The organism is Oceanibium sediminis (genome assembly GCF_003265325.1).
Taxonomy (GTDB): domain Bacteria; phylum Pseudomonadota; class Alphaproteobacteria; order Rhodobacterales; family Rhodobacteraceae; genus Halovulum; species Halovulum sediminis.
Window position 1 is genome coordinate 365,768 of the sequence record NZ_QGNX01000003.1, and the last position, 18,035, is coordinate 383,802.

Here is an 18,035-nt window from a genome sequence, read left to right on the forward strand (position 1 = left end):
CCAAACCGGCAGCATCATGCCAGAGCGCGCCCTTCTTTCCGTTTCCGACAAGACCGGCCTGATCGACCTGGGCAAGGCGCTGGCCGCGCGCGGGGTCGAGCTGATCTCCACCGGGGGGACGGCGCAGGCGCTGCGCGACGCAGGGTTGACGGTGCGCGACGTGTCCGAGCTGACCGGCTTTCCCGAAATGATGGACGGCCGCGTGAAGACGCTGCACCCGATGGTGCACGGCGGGCTTCTGGCGCTGCGCGCCGATGCGGGCCACCGCGCCGCGATGGCGGAACACGGCATCGCGCCGATCGATATCCTTGTCGTGAACCTCTACCCGTTCGAGGAGACAGTGGCCAAGGGCGCTGCCCCCGACGAGGTGATCGAGAACATCGACATCGGCGGCCCCGCCATGGTGCGCGCCGCCGCCAAGAACCACGGCGCCGTCGCCGTGGTGACCGAGGCGGAGGATTACGCCGCCCTGATCACCGAGCTTGACGCCAATGACGGCGCGACAACGCAGGCGTTCCGCACCCGCCTTGCCGCGCGGGCCTATGCGCGCACCGCCGCCTATGACGCCGCCGTGTCCACCTGGATGACCGATCACGCGGGCGAGGATGTGCCGCCGCGGCGCAGCGTCTCGGGCCAACTGGCCCAGAGCCTGCGCTATGGCGAGAACCCGCACCAGTCGGCGGCCTTCTATCGCACCGGCGACACGCGCCCCGGCGTGGCCAGCGCGACGCAGTTGCAGGGCAAGGAGCTGAGCTACAACAACATCAACGACACCGACGCCGCGTTCGAGCTGGTGGCGGAATTCGATCCCGCCGCTTCCGCCGCCGTGGCGATCATCAAGCACGCCAACCCCTGCGGCGTCGCCACCGGCGGCAGCCTGGCCGAGGCCTATGCCCGCGCTTTCGACTGCGACCGCACCTCTGCCTTCGGCGGCATCGTGGCGCTGAACCAGGAACTCGACGGCGAAACCGCCGAGGCGATCGCCCGCGTCTTCACCGAGGTGGTGATCGCGCCGTCGGTCACGGACGCCGCGCGCGAGGTGTTCGCGCGCAAGCCGAACCTGCGCCTGCTGACCACAGGCGGCCTGCCGGACCCGGCCGCGCCGGGCCGTGTCTGGCGCCAGGTCGCCGGGGGCTACCTGATCCAGGACCGTGACAATGGCCAGATGAACGCCGACGGGCTGAAGGTTGTCAGCGCCCGCGCGCCCGAACCGTCCGAAATCTCGGACATGCTGTTCGCGTGGAAGGTAGCCAAACACGTGAAATCCAACGCCATCGTCTATGCCCGTGACGGGGCCAGCGTCGGGATTGGCGCGGGCCAGATGAGCCGCGTTGACAGTGCCCGTATCGCCGCGCGCAAGGCGCAGGACATGGCCGAGGTAGTGGGCCTTCAGGAAGCGCCGACCCGTGGCTCGGTGCTGGCGTCGGACGCGTTCTTCCCCTTCGCGGACGGGCTTCAAGCTGCCATCGACGCGGGTGCGACGGCTGTCATCCAGCCCGGCGGATCGGTGCGTGACGAAGAGGTGATCGCCGCCGCCAACGCCGCTGGCCTGGCGATGGTGTTCACCGGTATGCGCCACTTCCGGCATTAAGCCCGTGCGCCGCCCCGCCTTCCTGATGCTGCTCGTCGCGGTCCTCGTGATCGCGCTGGACCGCTTGTCCAAGATCTGGATCGTCGAGGGGATGGAACTGCAATCGCGCCTGCTGATCGAGGTCGCGCCGCCGTTCCTGCAATTCCAGATGGCCTGGAACCGGGGCATCAACTTCGGCCTGTTCGGCACGGACGCCGAGGCGATGCGCTGGTTCCTGATCGGGATCGCAGTCGCGGTTTCCGCCGGGCTGGCGATCTGGGTGCTACGCGGGGCAGGGCGCTGGGCCGCCATCTCGGTCGGGCTGATCGCGGGGGGCGCGCTCGGCAATGCCTGGGACAGGGTCGTCTACGGCGCGGTGGCCGACTTCCTGAACATGAGCTGCTGTGGCATCGACAACCCGTTTTCCTTCAACATCGCCGATGCCGCGATCTTTGCCGGGGCGGTCGGCCTGATCTTCCTGCCGGACCAGAAACGCGGCAAGGGGGAAGGGGCGTGACGCAGCAGTCAATCTGCGATATCACCGGCTTCGTGCATTACGGACCCGGAACCAGGAGCAGTCGTGTGAGTCGCATCCGATTGATGAGCCCCATCGCAACCATGGCGCTTTTCGGCCTTCTCGGGGCCTGCGGCGGCAGCGACAGTTCCGACGACCGTGGCCTGGTGGAGCGTTTGACCCTGGGCAGTTTCGAAGCGCCCGAGGAATTCGCCATCCTGCCCCAGAAGCCGCTGGAAGTGCCCGAGGATCTGACGACGCTGCCCGCCCCGACGCCGGGCGCGGTCAGCCGCGTGGACCTGACCCCGGAAACCGACGCCCTCGTTGCGCTGTCGGGCCGCCCGGAAAAGGCGCCTGCCGCCGCCTCGGACAACGCGCTTCTGGCCGCCGCCGGCGCGCGGGGGCGCCAGCCGGGCATTCGCGCGCAACTTTCCGCCGAGGACGAGGTCTACCGCGAGAATAACCGCGGCCTGCTGCTCGATCGGCTGTTCGGCAAGGTGTCCGATGGCGACATCTACGGCTCGCAAGTCCTCGACCCGGAAGCGGAGCTGCTGCGCCTGCGCGCGCTGGGGATCTGGGTGCCGCAGCTTCCCCCGTCAGAATAAGACGGCGCGGCCAGCCCGTAGGCTGACGCGAATGTCATCCCCACACCCCCTTGGCCACGCCTGTGGCTGTGCTACGTCTGGGGTATGAAATTCCTTTTCGTTCTGAGCTTCTTGCTCCTGCCCGCCGCCGCCTGGGCCAGCTCCCCCGGTGCGGTCACCACCTCCCGCCTCGACAACGGGCTGGAGATCGTCGTGATCGAGGATCACCGCGCCCCCGTCGTCACGCACATGCTGTGGTACCGCGTCGGCGCGGGCGACGATCCGATGGGCAAATCCGGCATCGCGCATTTCCTGGAGCATCTTCTTTTCAAGGGCACAGAGAAGTTCCCCGGTGACCGGTTCCAGGCCAATGTCGCCGCCAACGGCGGGTCGGACAATGCCTTCACCTCCTACGATTACACCGGGTATTTCCAGCGGGTCGCCGCCGACCGGCTGGACCTTATGATGGAGATGGAAGCGGACCGGATGCGCAAACTGGTCCTAACCCCCGAGGATGTGGCGACCGAGCGGGACGTGATTCTCGAAGAGCGCCGCTCGCAGGTGGAACGCTCGCCCGGGGGGCTGTTCAACGAACAGATGCGCGCCGCGATCTACCTCAACAATCCCAAGGGCCGCCCGATCATCGGCTGGGAGCATGAGATCCGCGACCTTCAGCTTGAGGACGCGCTGGCCTTCTATCGCCGCTACTACGCGCCGAACAACGCGATCCTGATCGTCGCGGGCGACGTGGAGCCTGACGCCGTGTTTGCGCTGGCCGAAACCCATTACGGCCCGCTTGAGCCGACGCAGGGGCTGGAACCCCGCGCCCGCCCCAGCGAGCCGCCTCAGCGGGCGGAGCGGCGGCTGACCTATCGCGATGCGCGGGTGCGCCAGCCCTACCTGTCGCGCAGCTACCTCGCCCCGTCCCGACGTGCGGGCAACAATGCCGACGCCGCCGCGCTGAGCGTGCTGGCGCGGCTGTTGGGCGGCAGCGTGACGTCCTTCCTCGTGCAGCGGCTGGAGGTGGAGGAGAAGGTCATGATCAGCGTCGGGGCGGCTTACGGGCCGAACGGGCTGGATGGCAGCACCTTTGGGCTGTACGCCGCGCCGGTGGACGGGGTCTCGCTGGAGCAGGCGGCAGCGGCGCTGGACCGCGCGGTTGCCGATTTCCTGGACCAGGGGCCTGACCTGGAGGCGCTTGAGCGGGTCAAGGCGGGCATTCGCGCGTCCGAGATCTATGCCCTCGACAGCCAGCAATCGCGCGCCCGCGCCTATGGCAGTGCGCTAACCTCTGGCCTGACGGTGGAGGATGTTGCGTCCTGGACCGACGCGCTGGATGCGGTCACGGCCGAGGACGTGATCGCCGCCGGGCGGGCGGTGTTCCGCCGCGAAAGCTCCGTCACCGGCTATGTCCTGCCTGAGGAGGGCGCAGAATGATCCGCCTGCTCTGCATCTTGTTCGTATTTCTCGCCGCCAGCCTGCCCGCCCGTGCCGCGACCGATGTGGTCGAGGTCACCTCGCCCGGCGGCATCACCGCCTGGCTGGTGCAGGAGCGCGGCATCCCGATGCTGGCCCTCAGCATGGAGTTCACCGGCGGGGCGATGATGGAACCCGACGAAAAGCTGGGCGCCACGACCCTGATGATGGGCCTGCTGGAAGGAGGCGCGGGCGCGCTTGACGCGCTGGGCTTCGCCACCCGCGCCGAGGAACTGGCCGTGCGCCTTGGCTTCAGCGCGGGCCGCAGCGAGGTCTCCGTCTCGGCCACGATGCTGACCGAGAACCGGGCCGAAAGCCTTGCCCTGCTGCGCAGCGCGCTGATCGAACCGCGTTTCGACGCCGAGGCGCTGGAACGGGTGCGGGGCCAGTTTCTCGCCTCGCTCAGGATGGACGAAACAGACCCCGGCGCACAGGCGCGCCACGCCTTCGCCGCCGCCGCTTACGGCGATCATCCCTTTGGCCGCCCGACCGACGGCACGGTCGAAACCGTCGCGGCGCTGACCCGGCAGGACCTGCTGGACGCCCACGCCCGCGCCTTCGCGCGCGACCGGGTGTTCATCGGCGTCGTCGGCGATATCTCTGCCGAGGAGCTTGGGCCGCTGCTCGACGAGTTGCTCGGCGACCTGCCCGCGACCGGGCCCGCGTTGCCCGAACCGGCCGAGGTGATCGACGAAGGCGAAACCATCGTCATCCCGATGCCCGCGCCCCAGTCGCTGGCACGCTTCGGGCACAGCGGGATTCACCGGGACGACCCGGATTTCATTCCTGCCTATGTCTTCAACCAGATCTTCGGCGGCGGCGGCTTCCCCTCGCGCCTCAGCGAAGAGGTGCGCGAAAAGCGGGGCCTGACCTATGGCATCAGCACGGGCCTTGCCAGCGATCCCTTCGGGGCGCTGTTCCTTGGCTCTGTCACCAGTGCCAACGAGACCATCGCCGAGGCGCTGGAAGTGACCCGCGCCGAATGGGCCCGCGCCCGGGAGCAGGGCGTCACCGAAGAGGAACTCGCCGAGGTGAAGCAGTTCCTGACCGGGGCCTATCCGCTGCGCTTCGACGGCAACGCGCGGATCGCCAGCATCCTGCGCGGTTTCCAGGCCGCGGGCCTGCCGAAAAGCTACATCGCCGAGCGGAACGCCATGATCGAGTCGGTGACGCTGGAGGACGTGAATCGCGCCGCGCGAAGGCTGTTGAAGCCTGAAAAGCTGCGCGTCGTGGTCGTCGGCCAGCCCGAGGGGATGGGGGACTAACGCGGGGTTTCGCGGCAAAGTCCGAACTGGCAGAATCGTGGCGGCTCATGCTATCCCTTGTGGCATGAGCCTAGATGCCCCCAATATAAGCGAGCACCAGCCGCGTCCCGAGATTCGACAGCTCGATGACGCCGCCGCCAACCGCATTGCCGCGGGCGAGGTGGTGGAGCGTCCGGCTTCGGCCATCAAGGAGCTGGTGGAAAACGCGCTGGACGCGGGCGCAACCCGGATCGAGGTGGCCTATGCCGACGGCGGGCGCAGCCTGATCCGGGTGACGGACGACGGGCACGGCATTCCTGCCGACCAGTTGCCACTGGCGCTGGCCCGGCACGCCACCTCCAAGATCGACGGCAGCGATCTTCTGAACATCCGCAGCTTCGGTTTCCGGGGCGAGGCGCTTGCCTCGCTCGGGGCGGTCGGGCGGCTCAGCATCATCTCGCGCACCAGTGACGCCGACACCGCGGCGGAGATCCGCGTGACCGCCGGCGCGGTGGAGCCGGTGCGCCCCGCCGCCCTGCGCCGGGGCACCGTGGTCGAGCTGCGGGACCTGTTCTTCGCCACGCCCGCGCGTCTGAAGTTCCTGCGCACCGACCGGGCCGAGGCGCAGGCGATCACCGATACCCTGCGCCGCCTCGCGCTGGCCGCGCCGGGGGTGGCGTTCACGCTGATCGACCGTTCCGGTGACGCGCCGCGCACCGTCTTCCGGGTGGAGGCAGAGGGCGGCCCCCCGGCCGAGGCCCTGCGCGACCGCGCGGCGCAGATCATCGGGCAGCCCTTCGTGGACAACGCCATCGACATAGACGCCGAGCGTGAGGGGCTGCGCCTGACCGGGCTGGCGGCCTTGCCCACATTCTCGCGCGGCGCGGCCGTGTCGCAGTACTTCTTCGTCAATGGCCGCCCGGTGCGGGACAAGCAGCTGGTCGGGGCCCTGCGCGGGGCCTACAGCGACCTGCTCAGCCGGGACCGGCATCCGGCGGCGGCGCTGTTTCTCAGCTGCGATCCCCAGAAGGTCGACGTCAACGTGCACCCCGCCAAGGCGGAGGTGCGCTTTCGCGACCCCGGCATCGCGCGGGGGCTGATCGTGTCCGGCCTGCGCCACGCGCTGGCCGGGGCAGGGCACCGCGCATCGAGCACCGTGGCCGATGCCGCGCTCGGCGCGTTCGCGCGGCCCACCGCGCCGGGCGCGCCCGTCTACCAGATGGATCGCCCCAGCCAGAGCGCCGTTGCCTGGCCCGAACGCCCCGCGCCAGCCGCCGCGCCCCTGGGGTTTGCCGAGGCCCGTGACTGGGCGTCGGCACGGATCGATCCCGATCCGGGCCAAAGCGCGGCTGACGGCCCATCTGGGCCCGAAGACGCGCTTCACCTGCCCCTTGGTGCTGCGCGGGCGCAGTTGCATGAAACCTTCATCCTGTCCCAGACCGAAACCGGCGTGGTGCTGGTGGATGCCCATGCCGCCCATGAACGGCTGGTCTACGAAAAGCTGAAGGCGCGGATGCGCGACAACGGCGTGCCCTCCCAGGCGCTGCTGATCCCCGATATCGTGGAGGTTGGCGCGGACGCCTCCGCGCGCCTCTTGGCCATTGCCGAGGACCTTGCCCGCGCCGGCCTGCATATCGAGGCCTTCGGCCCCGGCGCGATCTGCGTGCGCGAAACCCCCGCGCTGCTGGGCGAGGTGGACAGCGAGCGCCTGCTCAACGACATCGACGACGAGCTGGCCGACCTCGGCACCAGCGATGCGCTTCAGGCGCGGCTCGACGCGGTACTCAGCCGCATGGCCTGTCACGGGTCGGTACGCGCCGGGCGGCGGATGAGCGCGCCCGAGATGAACGCCCTGCTGCGCGAGATGGAGGCGACGCCCCATTCCGGGCAGTGCAACCACGGGCGGCCCACCTGGGTCTCGCTCTCGCTGCATGATCTTGAGAAACTGTTCGGGCGGAGCTGAGCCATGGAATCCCTGTCTACCCTCGACTGGTCCGATCCGCGCCTTCTGGGCGCGGCGGCGCTTGCCGTCGCGCTACCTCTGGCGATGCTGTTCCTCATGCTGATCCTCGTGCTGCGCGCCGCCCGCCAGTCCGCCCGCGCAACAGAGCCTATTGGCGCGCAGGTTGCCTACCTCGGCGAAACGGTGCGGGGCCTGTCGGACGGGCAGCAGCGGCTCGCGGGGGGCTTGTCCTCGGTCGCGGACGCGCAGGCCACGGCGCAGCTGACCATGCTCCAGACGATGGAGCGCCGCCTGGAAGAGGTGCAGCGCCAGATGACCGACAGCCTGCACGGCACATCGGTGCGCACCACCCGCTCGCTGACCGAATTGCAGGAACGGCTGGCGACCATCGACAAGGCCCAGAGCAATATCGAGAAGCTGTCGGGCAACGTGCTGGGCCTGCAGGACATCCTGTCCAACAAGCAGACCCGTGGCGCGTTCGGCGAAATCCAGTTGCAGGACATCGTGCGCAAGGCGATGCCGCCGGGCGCCTATACCTTCCAGGCCACGCTGTCCAATGGCAAGCGCGCCGATTGCCTGATCGACCTGCCCAACCCGCCGGGCCCCATCGTGATCGACAGCAAGTTCCCGCTGGAGGCTTACGAGGCCCTGGTCGCCGCCCGGGACGAGCAGGCGCTGATCAGCGCGCAGCGCGCCATGCGCCAGGCGGTGAAGGTTCACATCCGCCATATCTCCGAGCGCTACATCATCGAGGGCGAGACCGCCGACGGCGCGCTGATGTTCCTGCCCTCCGAAGCGGTCTATGCGGAGTTGCACGCGAATTTCCCCGACATCGTGCGCGAAGGGTTCGAGGCCCGGGTCTGGATCGTCTCGCCCACCACCTGCATGGCCACGCTGAACACGCTACGCGCGGTGCTGAAGGATGCCCAGATGCGGGAACACGCCACGGAAATCCGCAAGGAACTGGCGCTGCTCTACAAGGATATCGGGCGGCTCGGGGATCGGGTCGGCAACCTCGACCGGCATTTCGGGCAGGCCGCCAAGGATATCGAGGAAATCAAGATCTCGGCAGGCAAGGCCGGGACGCGGGCGCACAGGCTGGAGCAATTCGAATTCGATGACGCGCCGGCCCCTGCCGTGCTGCCGGCGGACGTGCTGAAGCTGCAGAAATAGGTCACGGGTTTCGGATCGGCGTCAGTTTCCGGGCGGTTCTGGCGCTTTGCCGCAGATGACGTGCCGCCGGTCCGTGCTAACTCTCTGAGGCAAGATCATTCGCAAGGACCCGCCGATGGCCCTGAAACCGCTCTCCGACTACCCTGAACGCTATGCGCTTTCCAACGAGCTGCACGCCCGCCCCTTCCCGGAGCTGAGCGCGCCCTGCCGCGCGGTCTATATCGCGATCAAGCGGGAAAAGAACGCGGCGGAACGGGACCGGGCAGAGGACGTGGAACACCTGGTCCAGCTGCTGGACCGCTACGGCGCGCCGCATCCCGCGCCGGGGGCGAACCATTACTCGGGCAAGCTGGGCCGGGGCACCCTGAAGTGGGAGCAGCACACCGAGTTCGTCACCTACACCATCTTTGCCGACGGCGTGGCGGACGCGGCCTTCGATGGCTCGGTCCATGCGATGTTCCCGGACGACTGGCTTGCAGCGGCGCCGGGCAAGGTGCTGACCTCCTGCCTCGTACGGGTGGAGGAGGTGGCCGACATGCGCGCCGCCGAAGCGCGGGTGGCCGAGGCGTTTTCGAAGTGGTTCGTGCCCGAAAGTCTTGCGGTGGCGCAGGTGATCGACGGCGCGGCGGTGATCGGCGGGGATTTCCGGATCGACGAGAACGGCCACGTGCGCTTCGCGGTGCTGTCCTGCGCGGGCACGGGCCGGCGGCGGCTGGGCCGGATCGTCCAGCGCCTGCTGGAGATCGAGACCTACAAGTCGATGTCGATGATCACCCTGCCGCTGGCGCGCACGGTTTCGGGCCGCGTCGTCGTGCTGGACCGGGAACTGGCGGAAATCGTCGGGCACATGGCCGTCAGCAAGGATGACGACCAGGCCACGCTGGACCGGCTGCTGAAAATCTCGGCCGAGGTGGAGCTGCTGTCCTCTTCCTCGGCCTTCCGCTTCGGCGCGGCAGGGGCCTACGAGGCGATCGTCAACCAGCGCATCGAGATCCTGCGAGAGGAGCGGATCCAGTCGCGCCAGACCTTCGCCGAGTTCATGACCCGCCGCTACGATCCGGCGATGCGCACCTGCCGCTCGGCGCTGGCGCGGCTGCGCGAGTTGAGCCAGCGGTGCGAGCGGGCCTCGAACCTGTTGCGGACGCGGGTGGACGTCGCCTCCTCGGTGCAGAACGTCGAGGTGCTGGCCCGGATGGACGAGCGCGCGGCGCTGCAACTGCGCCTTCAGGAAACGGTCGAGGGGCTGTCGGTGGTCGCGATCAGCTATTACGCTGTGAACCTGGCCGCCAACATCCTGCGCCCGGTCGGGGCGACATACGGGATTTCCGAGGGCTGGGTCTACGCGGTGCTGACGCCGCTGGTGGTGCTCGGGGTCTGGTGGATGGTGCGCCGGATTCGCAAGCGCATCGCCCGGCGCGACGGCTAGCCCCTCAGGCGCGGCCCCCGTCCGAGGACAGAAGGCGCGGATCGATGCCAATCTTTTCCATCGCGGCGGCCCAACGCTGCTTCGGGTCCAGGTCGAACAGTAGGCTGGCGTCGGCATCCGCCACCAGCCAGCCGTTGGCCTGGATCTCGCTTTCAAGCTGGCCGGGGGCCCAGCCCGCGTAGCCCAGCGTCAGAAGCGACTGGCTTGGCCCGCGACCGCCCGCGATATCGCGCAGGATGTCGAGCGTGGCGGTCATGGCGAAGCCGCCCTCCACGTCCATCGTCGCGCCGTCGATCCGGTAATCGGCGGTGTGCAGTACGAAGCCGCGGCCATGCTCGACCGGACCGCCGAAATAGATGTCGGGCGCCTTTGGCGGGGTCTCTTCGGACACCTCCAACTGGCTGAGCAGTTCCTTGAAGCTCAACTCGCGCGCCGGCTTGTTGATCATCAGCCCCATCGCCCCCTCCTCGGAGTGGGCGCACATGAAGATGACGGAATGATCGAAGCGCGGATCCCCCATGCCGGGCATCGCGACGAGCAGTTTGCCGTCAAGGAATTCCATTTTTTCCGCCATTCTGATAACTTGGGGGGCGCGTGTGCGGCGATCAAGTGCGAACTCGCCGGAATGTGACTTTCATTTTGGCGGACCTTTGGCTACCCCGAAACGCATGTCCAACCCGCGAAGCTTGCCCCCGATCCTTGCCGTTCTTGTCGCCCTGTCCGCGCAGCCCGCCGTGTCGCAGGAAATGGCGCAGGTGCGTCTACTGCCCGGCTGGGTCACGGAAAGCGGCTCGCGGATGATCGGGGTGGAGATCGCGCTCGAACCGGGGTGGAAAACCTACTGGCGCGCGCCGCAGGGCAACGGCATTCCGCCGACCTTCAACACCGCCGGGTCCACCAACCTGGCGGGGGCTGAGGTACACTGGCCGCGCCCGGTGGTCTTTGAAACCTACGGGATCAGTTCCATCGGTTACGAGGACCACGTCATCTTTCCGATGGAACTGATGCCCGAAGTGGCGGACGCGCCGATCTCGCTGACCCTGGAGCTGTTTTTCGGGGTCTGCCAGGACGTCTGCATCCCCGCCGAACGCAGCCTTTCGCTGGAAGTACCCGCAAGGATCGACGGCGCGTCGCACAGCGGCGTCATCCGGGCCAGCTATGACAGCCGGGGCGTACCGGGGGCAGAGGCCGGTGTGACCGGCTACGCCTGCGCGATCTCGGGAACCGGGGGGACGCGGGCGGTCGATATGACGGTGCGCTTCGCCGTGGCCCCGCCACAGCTTCAGACCGTGGTTCTTGAAAGCGGCTCGGACCTGGTGTGGATGACGCTCGACTCGGTCAGCGCGTCGGGCCCGTTGCTTGCCCTCAGCGGCGAGGCGGTCCATGCCGGCGGCGCCGAGGGCGCGCTCGACCCCGAGCGCATGCGCCTGTCGCTGATCGGCGACGGGCCGGTGATCGAACTGACCGGCTGCCCGCCCGCCTGACCCGAATGGGCGCTCAGCCCATGCGCTGGCGGCGCGGCATTGCCAGGGTCGACAGCGCCAGCACCACCGCGAAGACCACGAACAGTCCCAGCACCAGCGTCACGATGACGGCCAGCCCGTCGGGCAGGGCGGGCAGGCCCGCCTGCACCGCCGCGACCAGCGCGCCCGGCTCGCCCCGGATCACGTAGGTGCCGACCGTCAGCGCCAGCACCCCGAGGCTGCCGAGGCCCGAGCCGAGCAGCGCGAGGCGCACCAGCAGCGGCTGGCGGCGCGCGCCCGACCGGGCCCGGCGCAGGCTGCGTAGGATGCGTCCCGCGTCCAGTTGCATCGCCACCAGCGAGGGCACGATCAGCAGCACCAGGAACATTCCCACGCCCAGCCCGTAGCAAAGGGTGATGACCGTGGGCTTCAGGAACTGCGCCTGCTGCGAGCTTTCGTAGAGCAGCGGCGCCAGCCCCAGCACGGTGGTCGCCGTGGTCAGCAGGATCGGGCGTAGCCGGTCCGCCGCCGCGTCGATGATCGCGGGGATCAGGCCGCGCTTTTCGGCGTATTCGTCGATGGTGGTCACCAGCACGATGCTGTCGTTGATGATGATCCCGGTCATCCCGATCATCCCCACGACCGAGAACATAGACAGCGGTACATCCCAGGCCATGTGGCCCCAGATCACGCCGATGATGCCGAAGGGAATGACCGCCATCACCACGAAGGGCCGCGTCCAGCTGGCGAAGATCCAGCACAGCGTCAGGTAGATCCCGAGCAGGCACAGACCGAACCCGAGGGCGGCGTCGCTGAGGAAGTCCCGCTCCTGTTCGGCCAGGCCGGAAAGCTGGAACTCCACGCCGTGAATCCCGGCGATCTCGGGCAGGATGGTGTCCTGAAGCTCGGCCATGATCTCGGCCGCACGCTCGGGGTCGTCTTCGGAGATGTCGCCCGTCACCTCGATCAGGCGCAGGCCGTTTTCCCGCCGGACGGTCGAAAAGCCGAGCCCGCTGGAGACGGAGACGATGTCGCTCAGCTGCACATAGGCCCCGTCGGGGGTGCGCAGGCGGGTGCGCTCAAGGAAATCCGCCGTCAACTCCTCGTCCGGCAGCTTCACTTCGACCTTGCCGGTGCGCACGCCGACGGGGAATTCGGCGGCCTTGATGCCGCCAAGGCGCTGGCGCAGCTCGCGCCCAACCCCGTCGATCGTAAAGCCCAGGTTCTGGCCGAGCGGGGTCAGTTCCAGCACCAGTTCGGTCTTGTCATAGGACAGGCTGTCCTCGACTGCGCTGACCTCGGGGTAGCGGCTGACGGCGGCTTTCAGGTCCTCCGCCGCCGCCTTCAGCGTGGTGGCGTCCGCGCCGAAGAACTTCACGTCCAGCGCGTCCCCGCCGGGCCCCGAGCGCCAGCCCCGGAAGCTGAGGGTTTCCAGCATCGGGTGGTTGCGCACCTCCTCCTGCAAGGCGCCGAGGAACGCGAAGGAGGAATAGGGGCGCAGGTCCGCGTCGATCAGCTCGATCGCGATGGAGCCGAGCTGGTCCGGGTCTTTCGTGTCCGCACCCGCCAGACCGCGCCCGGTGGAGCCGCCGATTTCGGCCAGGGCGAAGGTGACGGGGTTCGCGCCATGCTCGGCGGCGAAAGCGGCGGCGGTGGCGTCCGTGGCGCGCTGCAACTCGCGCACCATCTCCAGCGTATCCTCGCGGGTGGCGCCGGGCAGCATCGCGATATTGCCGGAAATGGAGCCCCGCTCCGGCGCGTTGAAAAAGCGCCAGGTCACGTCGCCGCGCAGGAACTGCCCTGCCGCCATCGCCAGCGCCAGCACGGCAGCGGCCAGCACCGGGTAGCGCAGGCGGATGACCAGCGCCATGGCTGGGCGGAACAGGCTGTGGCGCACCCAGCGGAAGCCCTTGTTCACCGTGCGGCTGGGCCAGTCGTACCACTTGTCGCCCCGGGCCTGCGCGGCCAGCGCGTGGTGCATGTGGCTGGGCAGGATCAGGAAGCATTCCACCAGCGAGGCGATAAGCACCACGATCACCGTGAAGGGGATATCGGCGATCAGTGATCCGAACCGCCCGCCCACGACCGTCAGCGCGAAGAACGCCAGCACCGTCGTGATCGTGGCCGAGAAGACCGGCAACGCCATGCGGCGGGCGGCGTTTTCCGCCGCGACGGCGGGCGGCTCGCCCAGGCGGTGGTGGCGGAAATCGGCGTGCTCCCCCACCACGATGGCGTCATCCACGACGATGCCAAGGCAGATGATCAGCGCAAAGAGCGAGATCATGTTGATCGTCAGCCCGGCGGCGTACATCAGCGCCACGGCGGCGAACATCGCCACGGGAATGCCCGCGGCCACCCAGAAGGCGGTGCGCGCGGACAGGAACAGGAACAGAAGCAGCACCACCAGCCCCAGCCCCATCAGCCCATTGTCCAGAAGGATGTCCAGCCGGTCGGTGATCGCCTCGGCGCGGGTGCGGATCAGGTCGATTTGCACGCCTTCAGGCAGCAGCGGCTGCAACTCGGCTGCGACGCGCGACACGGCGGCCTGCATGGCGATGGCGTCGCCCTGGTCGGCCCGGTCCACCCGGATGGAGATGGCGGGATCGGGCCCCTTGTAATAGGTGCGCCCCGCATCGGCCCCGAGCACGCGGATCTCGGCCACATCGGCGACCCTGAGCTTGGAGCCGTCGGGGTTCGAGCGCACGACGATGTCCGCGATCTCCTCGGCCGTGCGCTTTTCCACGCCGGTGCGCACCCGCGCGGTGCCGCCCGCCACGTCCCCGGCGGGGTCGGCCTCTGCCTCCGCGCCGATGGCGTCGGCGATGCCCGACAGGGTGACGTCATGGCGGATCAGGTTCGCTTCGCTCACCTCCACTTCCACCAGCGGGGCGGCGATGCCCCGGATCGTGGTGCGGGTGATCCCTTCGCGGAACAGGCGGGCGACGAATTCGTCGCTGTAGCGGCCCAGCTGCTCGGGCGAGACGGGGCCCGAGATCACCACGTCCGTCACCCGGTCCCGCCAGGCCCCGCGCCGGATCACCGGATCGTCCGCGCCTTCGGGCAGGTTGTTCACGGTGTTGACGGCGGTGGTCACATCCTCCGTCGCGCGGGCCATGTCCCAGCCCGGTTCGAAGTCTATGTCGATGCGCGCGCTGCCCTCCCGCGCGGTGGAGGAGGTGCTTTCGATCCCCTCCACGCCAAGCAGGGCGGGCTCCAGCAGGGCGATGATGGCGTTGTCCACGTCCTCGGGGCCGGCGCCGTCCCAGTTCACCCGGACAGAGACGTTGTCGATCACCACGTCGGGGAAGAACTGGCTGCGGATCTGGCTGCCCGCCGCCACCCCCAGCGCGATGAGGATCACCAGCAGCAGGTTCGCCGCCGTCCGGTGGCGCGTGAAATAGCTGAGGATGCCGCCCGCCCCTTCGGTGATGCGCCCGCCTGCCATGGCCTAGCCCCCCATCCGGCTTTCCAGCCGCTCGACCACCGCGCTTGGCACCTGCTCGGCGTTCAACTGGGCCAGCAGGCGCTGTTTCACATCGGCGGGCATCCTTGCGTTGCCTTCGACATAGGCGATCAGCCGCGCCCGCCGGTCGGGGGCGAGGGCCAGGTTCTCGGACGTTTCGGAAAGGGGCGCGGTTTCGCCGCTGGCCCCGCGGCGGATCGGGCGCACCTTGACGCCGGGGCCGATCTGGGGCGCGCGTTCCAGCACCAGCTCGCGTCCCTCGGGCAGGCCGCGCACGATCAGGTCGTTGCCCTGGCGGCGCAGGATGGTGACTTGTCCGGCCTCCAGCCTGTCATCCTCGCCCAGCAGCAGCACCTCGCCGGCGTTGTTCGCCGCGGTCGAGGGGATGATCGCGACATTCTCGAGCCGGGGTTCGGTGATGACCACGGTCAGGAAGTCGCCCGGTCTGAGCGCCCCGGCGGTGCGCGTGTCGAGCCGCGCGTAAAGCAGGCGTCCGGTCTGCCCCTCGCCCACCTGCGCGCCCGCGCGATCCACGGTGCCGCTGACGGTGATCGGGAAATCGTCGAGCGGCAGCGTCGCCTCGACCGGTACAGGGCGCAGCGCGCCGCCGGGCCCGAGCAGGCGCGCGTACTGGGCGTTGGACACGCGGAACGACACCTCCAGCGCGGAGGTGTCGATCAGCCCGCCGATGCGTTCGTTCGTGTTGACGATGCCGCCCTCGATCGCCGAGGCGGCGGTCAGCAACCCGTCGAAGGGCGCGGTGATGACGGTTTCGTCCAGCGCGCGCTGCGCTTCGCGCACCGCGATCTGGCGGCGTTCCACCGCGATGGCGGCCAGGTCGCGCTGGCTTTCCGCCTGCGCCAGCGCCTGGCGGCGGCCGACCACGGATTGCGCGGCGTTGGCGACGGCGATCTCGGCGGTTTCCACGGCCGCGCCGGTGCCCGCCCCGCGGTCCTGCAGGTCGCGCTGCCGCGCGAGCGCGGCCTGGCGCAGGCGCTCGGTCTGTTCGGCGGCGGCCAGGTCTTCCCGGGCGAGGGTGGCGCGGGTCGCGGCTTCCCGCGCGCTGGCTTCGGCCTCGGCCAGTTCGGCGCGGGCAAGGTCCAGCGTGGCGCGCGCGTCGGAAGGGTCGATCCTGAGCAGAACGTCGCCCTGCGAGACACGGCCCCCGTCGCGGAACGCCTCGGCGATGTCCACGATCCGGCCCGACACCGCGGCGCGGATGTCCAGGGTGCGCCGGCTTGCCACATCCCCGAAGGCTGTGATCCTGGGTGTGGCGGTGCCGGGGGTGATCCGTGCGACATTCACGGTGAACACCCGTTCCTGCGCGGGGCCGCGCCGCCGCTCATCCCCGCCCCGATCGGCCATGGACGAGTAGAGCGTGTTCCCTGCAAGCGCGAGCAGGCCGAGCGTCAGGCAGAGCAGAAGAATACCCGCAAGGGATCGTGTCAGAAATCGCACCAGTGCCAATCCTCTTCGCCGGACGCATCGCGCGCCCCGTTAGATGTTACGTCCAACCGCTTCACATCTGTCGCAAAATCTTGTCATCTTCCCCAAAATAAGCCGTGAAGACAGGTTTCAAGGCGTGGGGCATCGCCAGGCCGCGGAGCTGGTCGCGCGTGAAGAAGCCGAAACCGGCCCCTTCGCCAAGGCGCAGATCCGCGGGTGTGATCGCCAAGGACAGGGTAAAGACATAAAGCCGCGTGCGCTGCGCGCTGTCGGACTGAAACCAGGCAAAGGGGCGCGGCTCCCGGGTGGGCACGCTCAGGCCGAGTTCCTCGTGCAGCTCGCGCACCAGCGCGCCGGACAGGGTTTCGCCCGGCTCCACCCCGCCGCCGAACAGGCTCCAGAGGCCGGGGTGAATCACCCCGGGGCGGTCGTCGCGCAGCTGCATCAGGAAGCGCCCGTTCGTGTCCGACAGCAGCGCCAGCGCCCCGGCGCGCGGGCCGGGATCGGGCGCGGCGCCGATCAGGCGAAAGCCGGGCGCGCTCATTTCCGGCGCAGGTGCTCTTCGAGGCGGGGCATGATTTCCACGAAGTTGCACGGCATGTGGCGGTAGTCGAGCTGCTTTGACAGGATCTCGTCCCAGCCGTCCTTGCAGGCCCCGGGGCTGCCGGGCAGGGCGAACAGGTAGGTGCCCCCCGCCACCCCGCCGCAGGCGCGGCTTTGCACCGCCGAGGTGCCGATCTTGGCCATGGAGACATGGGTGAACACCGTCCCGAAGGCGTCGATTTCCTTTTCGTAGACGTCGCGATGCGCCTCCACCGTCACGTCGCGCCCGGTCAGCCCGGTGCCGCCGGTCGAGATCACGACGTCCACGCCGGGGTCGGCGATCCAGCCGCGCAGCGTTTGTGCGATCAGGTCGCGCTCATCCTGGACGATCCGGCGATCCGCCAGCGTGTGGCCGGCGGCCTGCAACCGGTCCACCAGCGTCTGGCCGGAGCGGTCGTCCTCGGGGGTGCGCGTGTCGGACACGGTCAGGATCGCGATGCGCACGGGCAGGAAGTCACGGGTGTCGTCGCTTCGGGACATGTCAGAGCTCGAACCAGTTCGGGGTGGGGCCAAGGTTGACGACGCGGGTGGCGCCGATCATCCCTTCCTGTCCCCAGCTGTCATGGATATGGCCGCAAAGCGCAAGCCGGGGCTGGATGCGCTCGATCGCCGCGCGGATCGCGGTCGAGCCGACGGATGCGCCGCTAGAGGTGACATCCGCCACCCCCTTGGGTGGGGAATGCGTGATGAGGATGTCGGCGGCCTTGCACCGGGCCAGCATCGCCGCCGCCTGAGGCTCGCTGAGGTCGCAGGACCACTCGCCGAAGGGGGTCACCGGCACGCCGTAGCCAAGGCCGAACAGCGCCAGCCCCTCATGCTCGGCCGCGCTGCCGTGCAGGACGCGCCACTGCGGCGGGGCGGCCTCGTCCAGTTCCTCGGCGCTTTCGGCGTTGCCGGGGATCAGCACGAAGGGGGCTTTAACCCCGGCGAACAGGGCAAGCGCGTCGGGCAGGGCCTTGCGCATGTTGCAGAAGTCGCCCGCCCCGATCACGAGGTCGGCCCCGGCGCTGGCCGCGACCAGCGCTTCGGCCCGGTTGCGGGCGTGGTGAACGTCGGAAAAGGCAAGGATGCGCGTCATTTCAAAAGTCCGTCCCCCTGGGGTGGGGGATC

The 18,035-nt window shown here is 69.0% G+C and carries 15 protein-coding genes; 9 read left to right on the forward strand and 6 right to left on the reverse strand.

Features of this window, described 5'->3' with window-relative positions:
• The first annotated feature begins 16 nt into the window (after window positions 1-16).
• From purH to DJ029_RS10250, 8 genes are all read left to right on the forward strand, one after another.
• Window positions 17-1,591: a bifunctional phosphoribosylaminoimidazolecarboxamide formyltransferase/IMP cyclohydrolase gene (purH, locus tag DJ029_RS10215; RefSeq protein WP_112322544.1), complete on the forward strand. Its 1,575-nt coding sequence runs from the start codon at window positions 17-19 to the stop codon at window positions 1,589-1,591.
• A gap of 4 nt (window positions 1,592-1,595) precedes the next feature.
• Complete coding sequence (gene lspA, locus DJ029_RS10220; RefSeq protein ID WP_258165086.1) at window positions 1,596-2,087, forward strand: signal peptidase II; 492 nt, start codon at window positions 1,596-1,598, stop codon at window positions 2,085-2,087.
• Window positions 2,088-2,152: 65 nt separating this feature from the next.
• The gene (locus DJ029_RS10225) at window positions 2,153-2,689 is read left to right on the forward strand and encodes a DUF3035 domain-containing protein (RefSeq protein WP_157966338.1); all 537 of its coding nucleotides are present in this window, start codon (window positions 2,153-2,155) and stop codon (window positions 2,687-2,689) included.
• An 84-nt stretch (window positions 2,690-2,773) separates the two neighbouring features.
• A complete protein-coding gene (locus tag DJ029_RS10230) occupies window positions 2,774-4,105 on the forward strand; it encodes a M16 family metallopeptidase (RefSeq protein WP_112322331.1) in 1,332 nt (443 codons plus the stop codon).
• Window positions 4,102-5,409 carry a M16 family metallopeptidase gene (locus DJ029_RS10235; protein WP_112322332.1) on the forward strand — a complete coding sequence of 436 codons (1,308 nt, stop codon included), beginning with the start codon at window positions 4,102-4,104 and terminating at the stop codon, window positions 5,407-5,409. The genes DJ029_RS10230 and DJ029_RS10235 overlap by 4 nt, the downstream gene beginning before the upstream one ends.
• A 64-nt stretch (window positions 5,410-5,473) precedes the next feature.
• Entirely contained in the window at window positions 5,474-7,351 is a 1,878-nt protein-coding gene (gene mutL / locus DJ029_RS10240) for a DNA mismatch repair endonuclease MutL (RefSeq protein ID WP_198671115.1), read from the forward strand.
• Window positions 7,352-7,354: 3 nt separating this feature from the next.
• Window positions 7,355-8,524 carry a DNA recombination protein RmuC gene (locus DJ029_RS10245; protein ID WP_112322333.1) on the forward strand — a complete coding sequence of 390 codons (1,170 nt, stop codon included), beginning with the start codon at window positions 7,355-7,357 and terminating at the stop codon, window positions 8,522-8,524.
• 121 nt (window positions 8,525-8,645) lie between these two features.
• Window positions 8,646-9,950 carry a DUF3422 family protein gene (locus DJ029_RS10250; protein WP_112322547.1) on the forward strand — a complete coding sequence of 435 codons (1,305 nt, stop codon included), beginning with the start codon at window positions 8,646-8,648 and terminating at the stop codon, window positions 9,948-9,950.
• A gap of 4 nt (window positions 9,951-9,954) precedes the next feature.
• On the opposite strand, the gene DJ029_RS10255 is transcribed toward DJ029_RS10250, so the two are convergent.
• The gene (locus DJ029_RS10255) at window positions 9,955-10,512 is read right to left on the reverse strand and encodes a YqgE/AlgH family protein (protein WP_112322334.1); all 558 of its coding nucleotides are present in this window, start codon (window positions 10,510-10,512) and stop codon (window positions 9,955-9,957) included.
• Window positions 10,513-10,618: 106 nt separating this feature from the next.
• Here DJ029_RS10255 and DJ029_RS10260 point away from each other — a divergent pair, with 106 nt between their 5' ends.
• Complete coding sequence (locus tag DJ029_RS10260; RefSeq protein WP_157966339.1) at window positions 10,619-11,434, forward strand: protein-disulfide reductase DsbD domain-containing protein; 816 nt, start codon at window positions 10,619-10,621, stop codon at window positions 11,432-11,434.
• 13 nt (window positions 11,435-11,447) lie between these two features.
• Here DJ029_RS10260 and DJ029_RS10265 read toward each other — a convergent pair whose 3' ends face one another.
• From DJ029_RS10265 to DJ029_RS10285, 5 genes are all read right to left on the reverse strand, one after another.
• Window positions 11,448-14,858, reverse strand: a complete 3,411-nt coding sequence (locus DJ029_RS10265) for an efflux RND transporter permease subunit (RefSeq protein WP_112322335.1) — start codon at window positions 14,856-14,858, stop codon at window positions 11,448-11,450.
• Between the two features lie 3 nt (window positions 14,859-14,861).
• A complete protein-coding gene (locus DJ029_RS10270; RefSeq protein WP_112322336.1) occupies window positions 14,862-16,334 on the reverse strand; it encodes an efflux RND transporter periplasmic adaptor subunit in 1,473 nt (490 codons plus the stop codon).
• Between the two features lie 61 nt (window positions 16,335-16,395).
• A complete protein-coding gene (locus tag DJ029_RS10275) occupies window positions 16,396-16,866 on the reverse strand; it encodes an NUDIX hydrolase (RefSeq protein WP_112322337.1) in 471 nt (156 codons plus the stop codon).
• A complete protein-coding gene (gene moaB / locus DJ029_RS10280; RefSeq protein WP_112322338.1) occupies window positions 16,863-17,405 on the reverse strand; it encodes a molybdenum cofactor biosynthesis protein B in 543 nt (180 codons plus the stop codon). The genes DJ029_RS10275 and moaB overlap by 4 nt, the downstream gene beginning before the upstream one ends.
• 1 nt (window position 17,406) lies before the next feature.
• Window positions 17,407-18,003, reverse strand: a complete 597-nt coding sequence (locus tag DJ029_RS10285) for a metallophosphoesterase family protein (protein ID WP_112322339.1) — start codon at window positions 18,001-18,003, stop codon at window positions 17,407-17,409.
• Window positions 18,004-18,035: the final 32 nt, after the last annotated feature.

Bases quoted from the DNA above. Each gene is read 5' to 3' on its own strand.
- purH (WP_112322544.1), top strand. From the start codon at position 17: ATGCCAGAGCGCGCCCTTCTTTCCGTTTCCGACAAGACCGGCCTGATC.
- DJ029_RS10230 (WP_112322331.1), top strand. From the start codon at position 2,774: ATGAAATTCCTTTTCGTTCTGAGCTTCTTGCTCCTGCCCGCCGCCGCC.
- DJ029_RS10235 (WP_112322332.1), top strand. From the start codon at position 4,102: ATGATCCGCCTGCTCTGCATCTTGTTCGTATTTCTCGCCGCCAGCCTG.
- mutL (WP_198671115.1), top strand. From the start codon at position 5,474: ATGAGCCTAGATGCCCCCAATATAAGCGAGCACCAGCCGCGTCCCGAG.
- DJ029_RS10245 (WP_112322333.1), top strand. From the start codon at position 7,355: ATGGAATCCCTGTCTACCCTCGACTGGTCCGATCCGCGCCTTCTGGGC.
- DJ029_RS10255 (WP_112322334.1), bottom strand. From the start codon at position 10,512: ATGGAATTCCTTGACGGCAAACTGCTCGTCGCGATGCCCGGCATGGGG.
- DJ029_RS10260 (WP_157966339.1), top strand. From the start codon at position 10,619: ATGTCCAACCCGCGAAGCTTGCCCCCGATCCTTGCCGTTCTTGTCGCC.
- DJ029_RS10265 (WP_112322335.1), bottom strand. From the start codon at position 14,858: ATGGCAGGCGGGCGCATCACCGAAGGGGCGGGCGGCATCCTCAGCTAT.
- DJ029_RS10275 (WP_112322337.1), bottom strand. From the start codon at position 16,866: ATGAGCGCGCCCGGCTTTCGCCTGATCGGCGCCGCGCCCGATCCCGGC.
- moaB (WP_112322338.1), bottom strand. From the start codon at position 17,405: ATGTCCCGAAGCGACGACACCCGTGACTTCCTGCCCGTGCGCATCGCG.
- DJ029_RS10285 (WP_112322339.1), bottom strand. From the start codon at position 18,003: ATGACGCGCATCCTTGCCTTTTCCGACGTTCACCACGCCCGCAACCGG.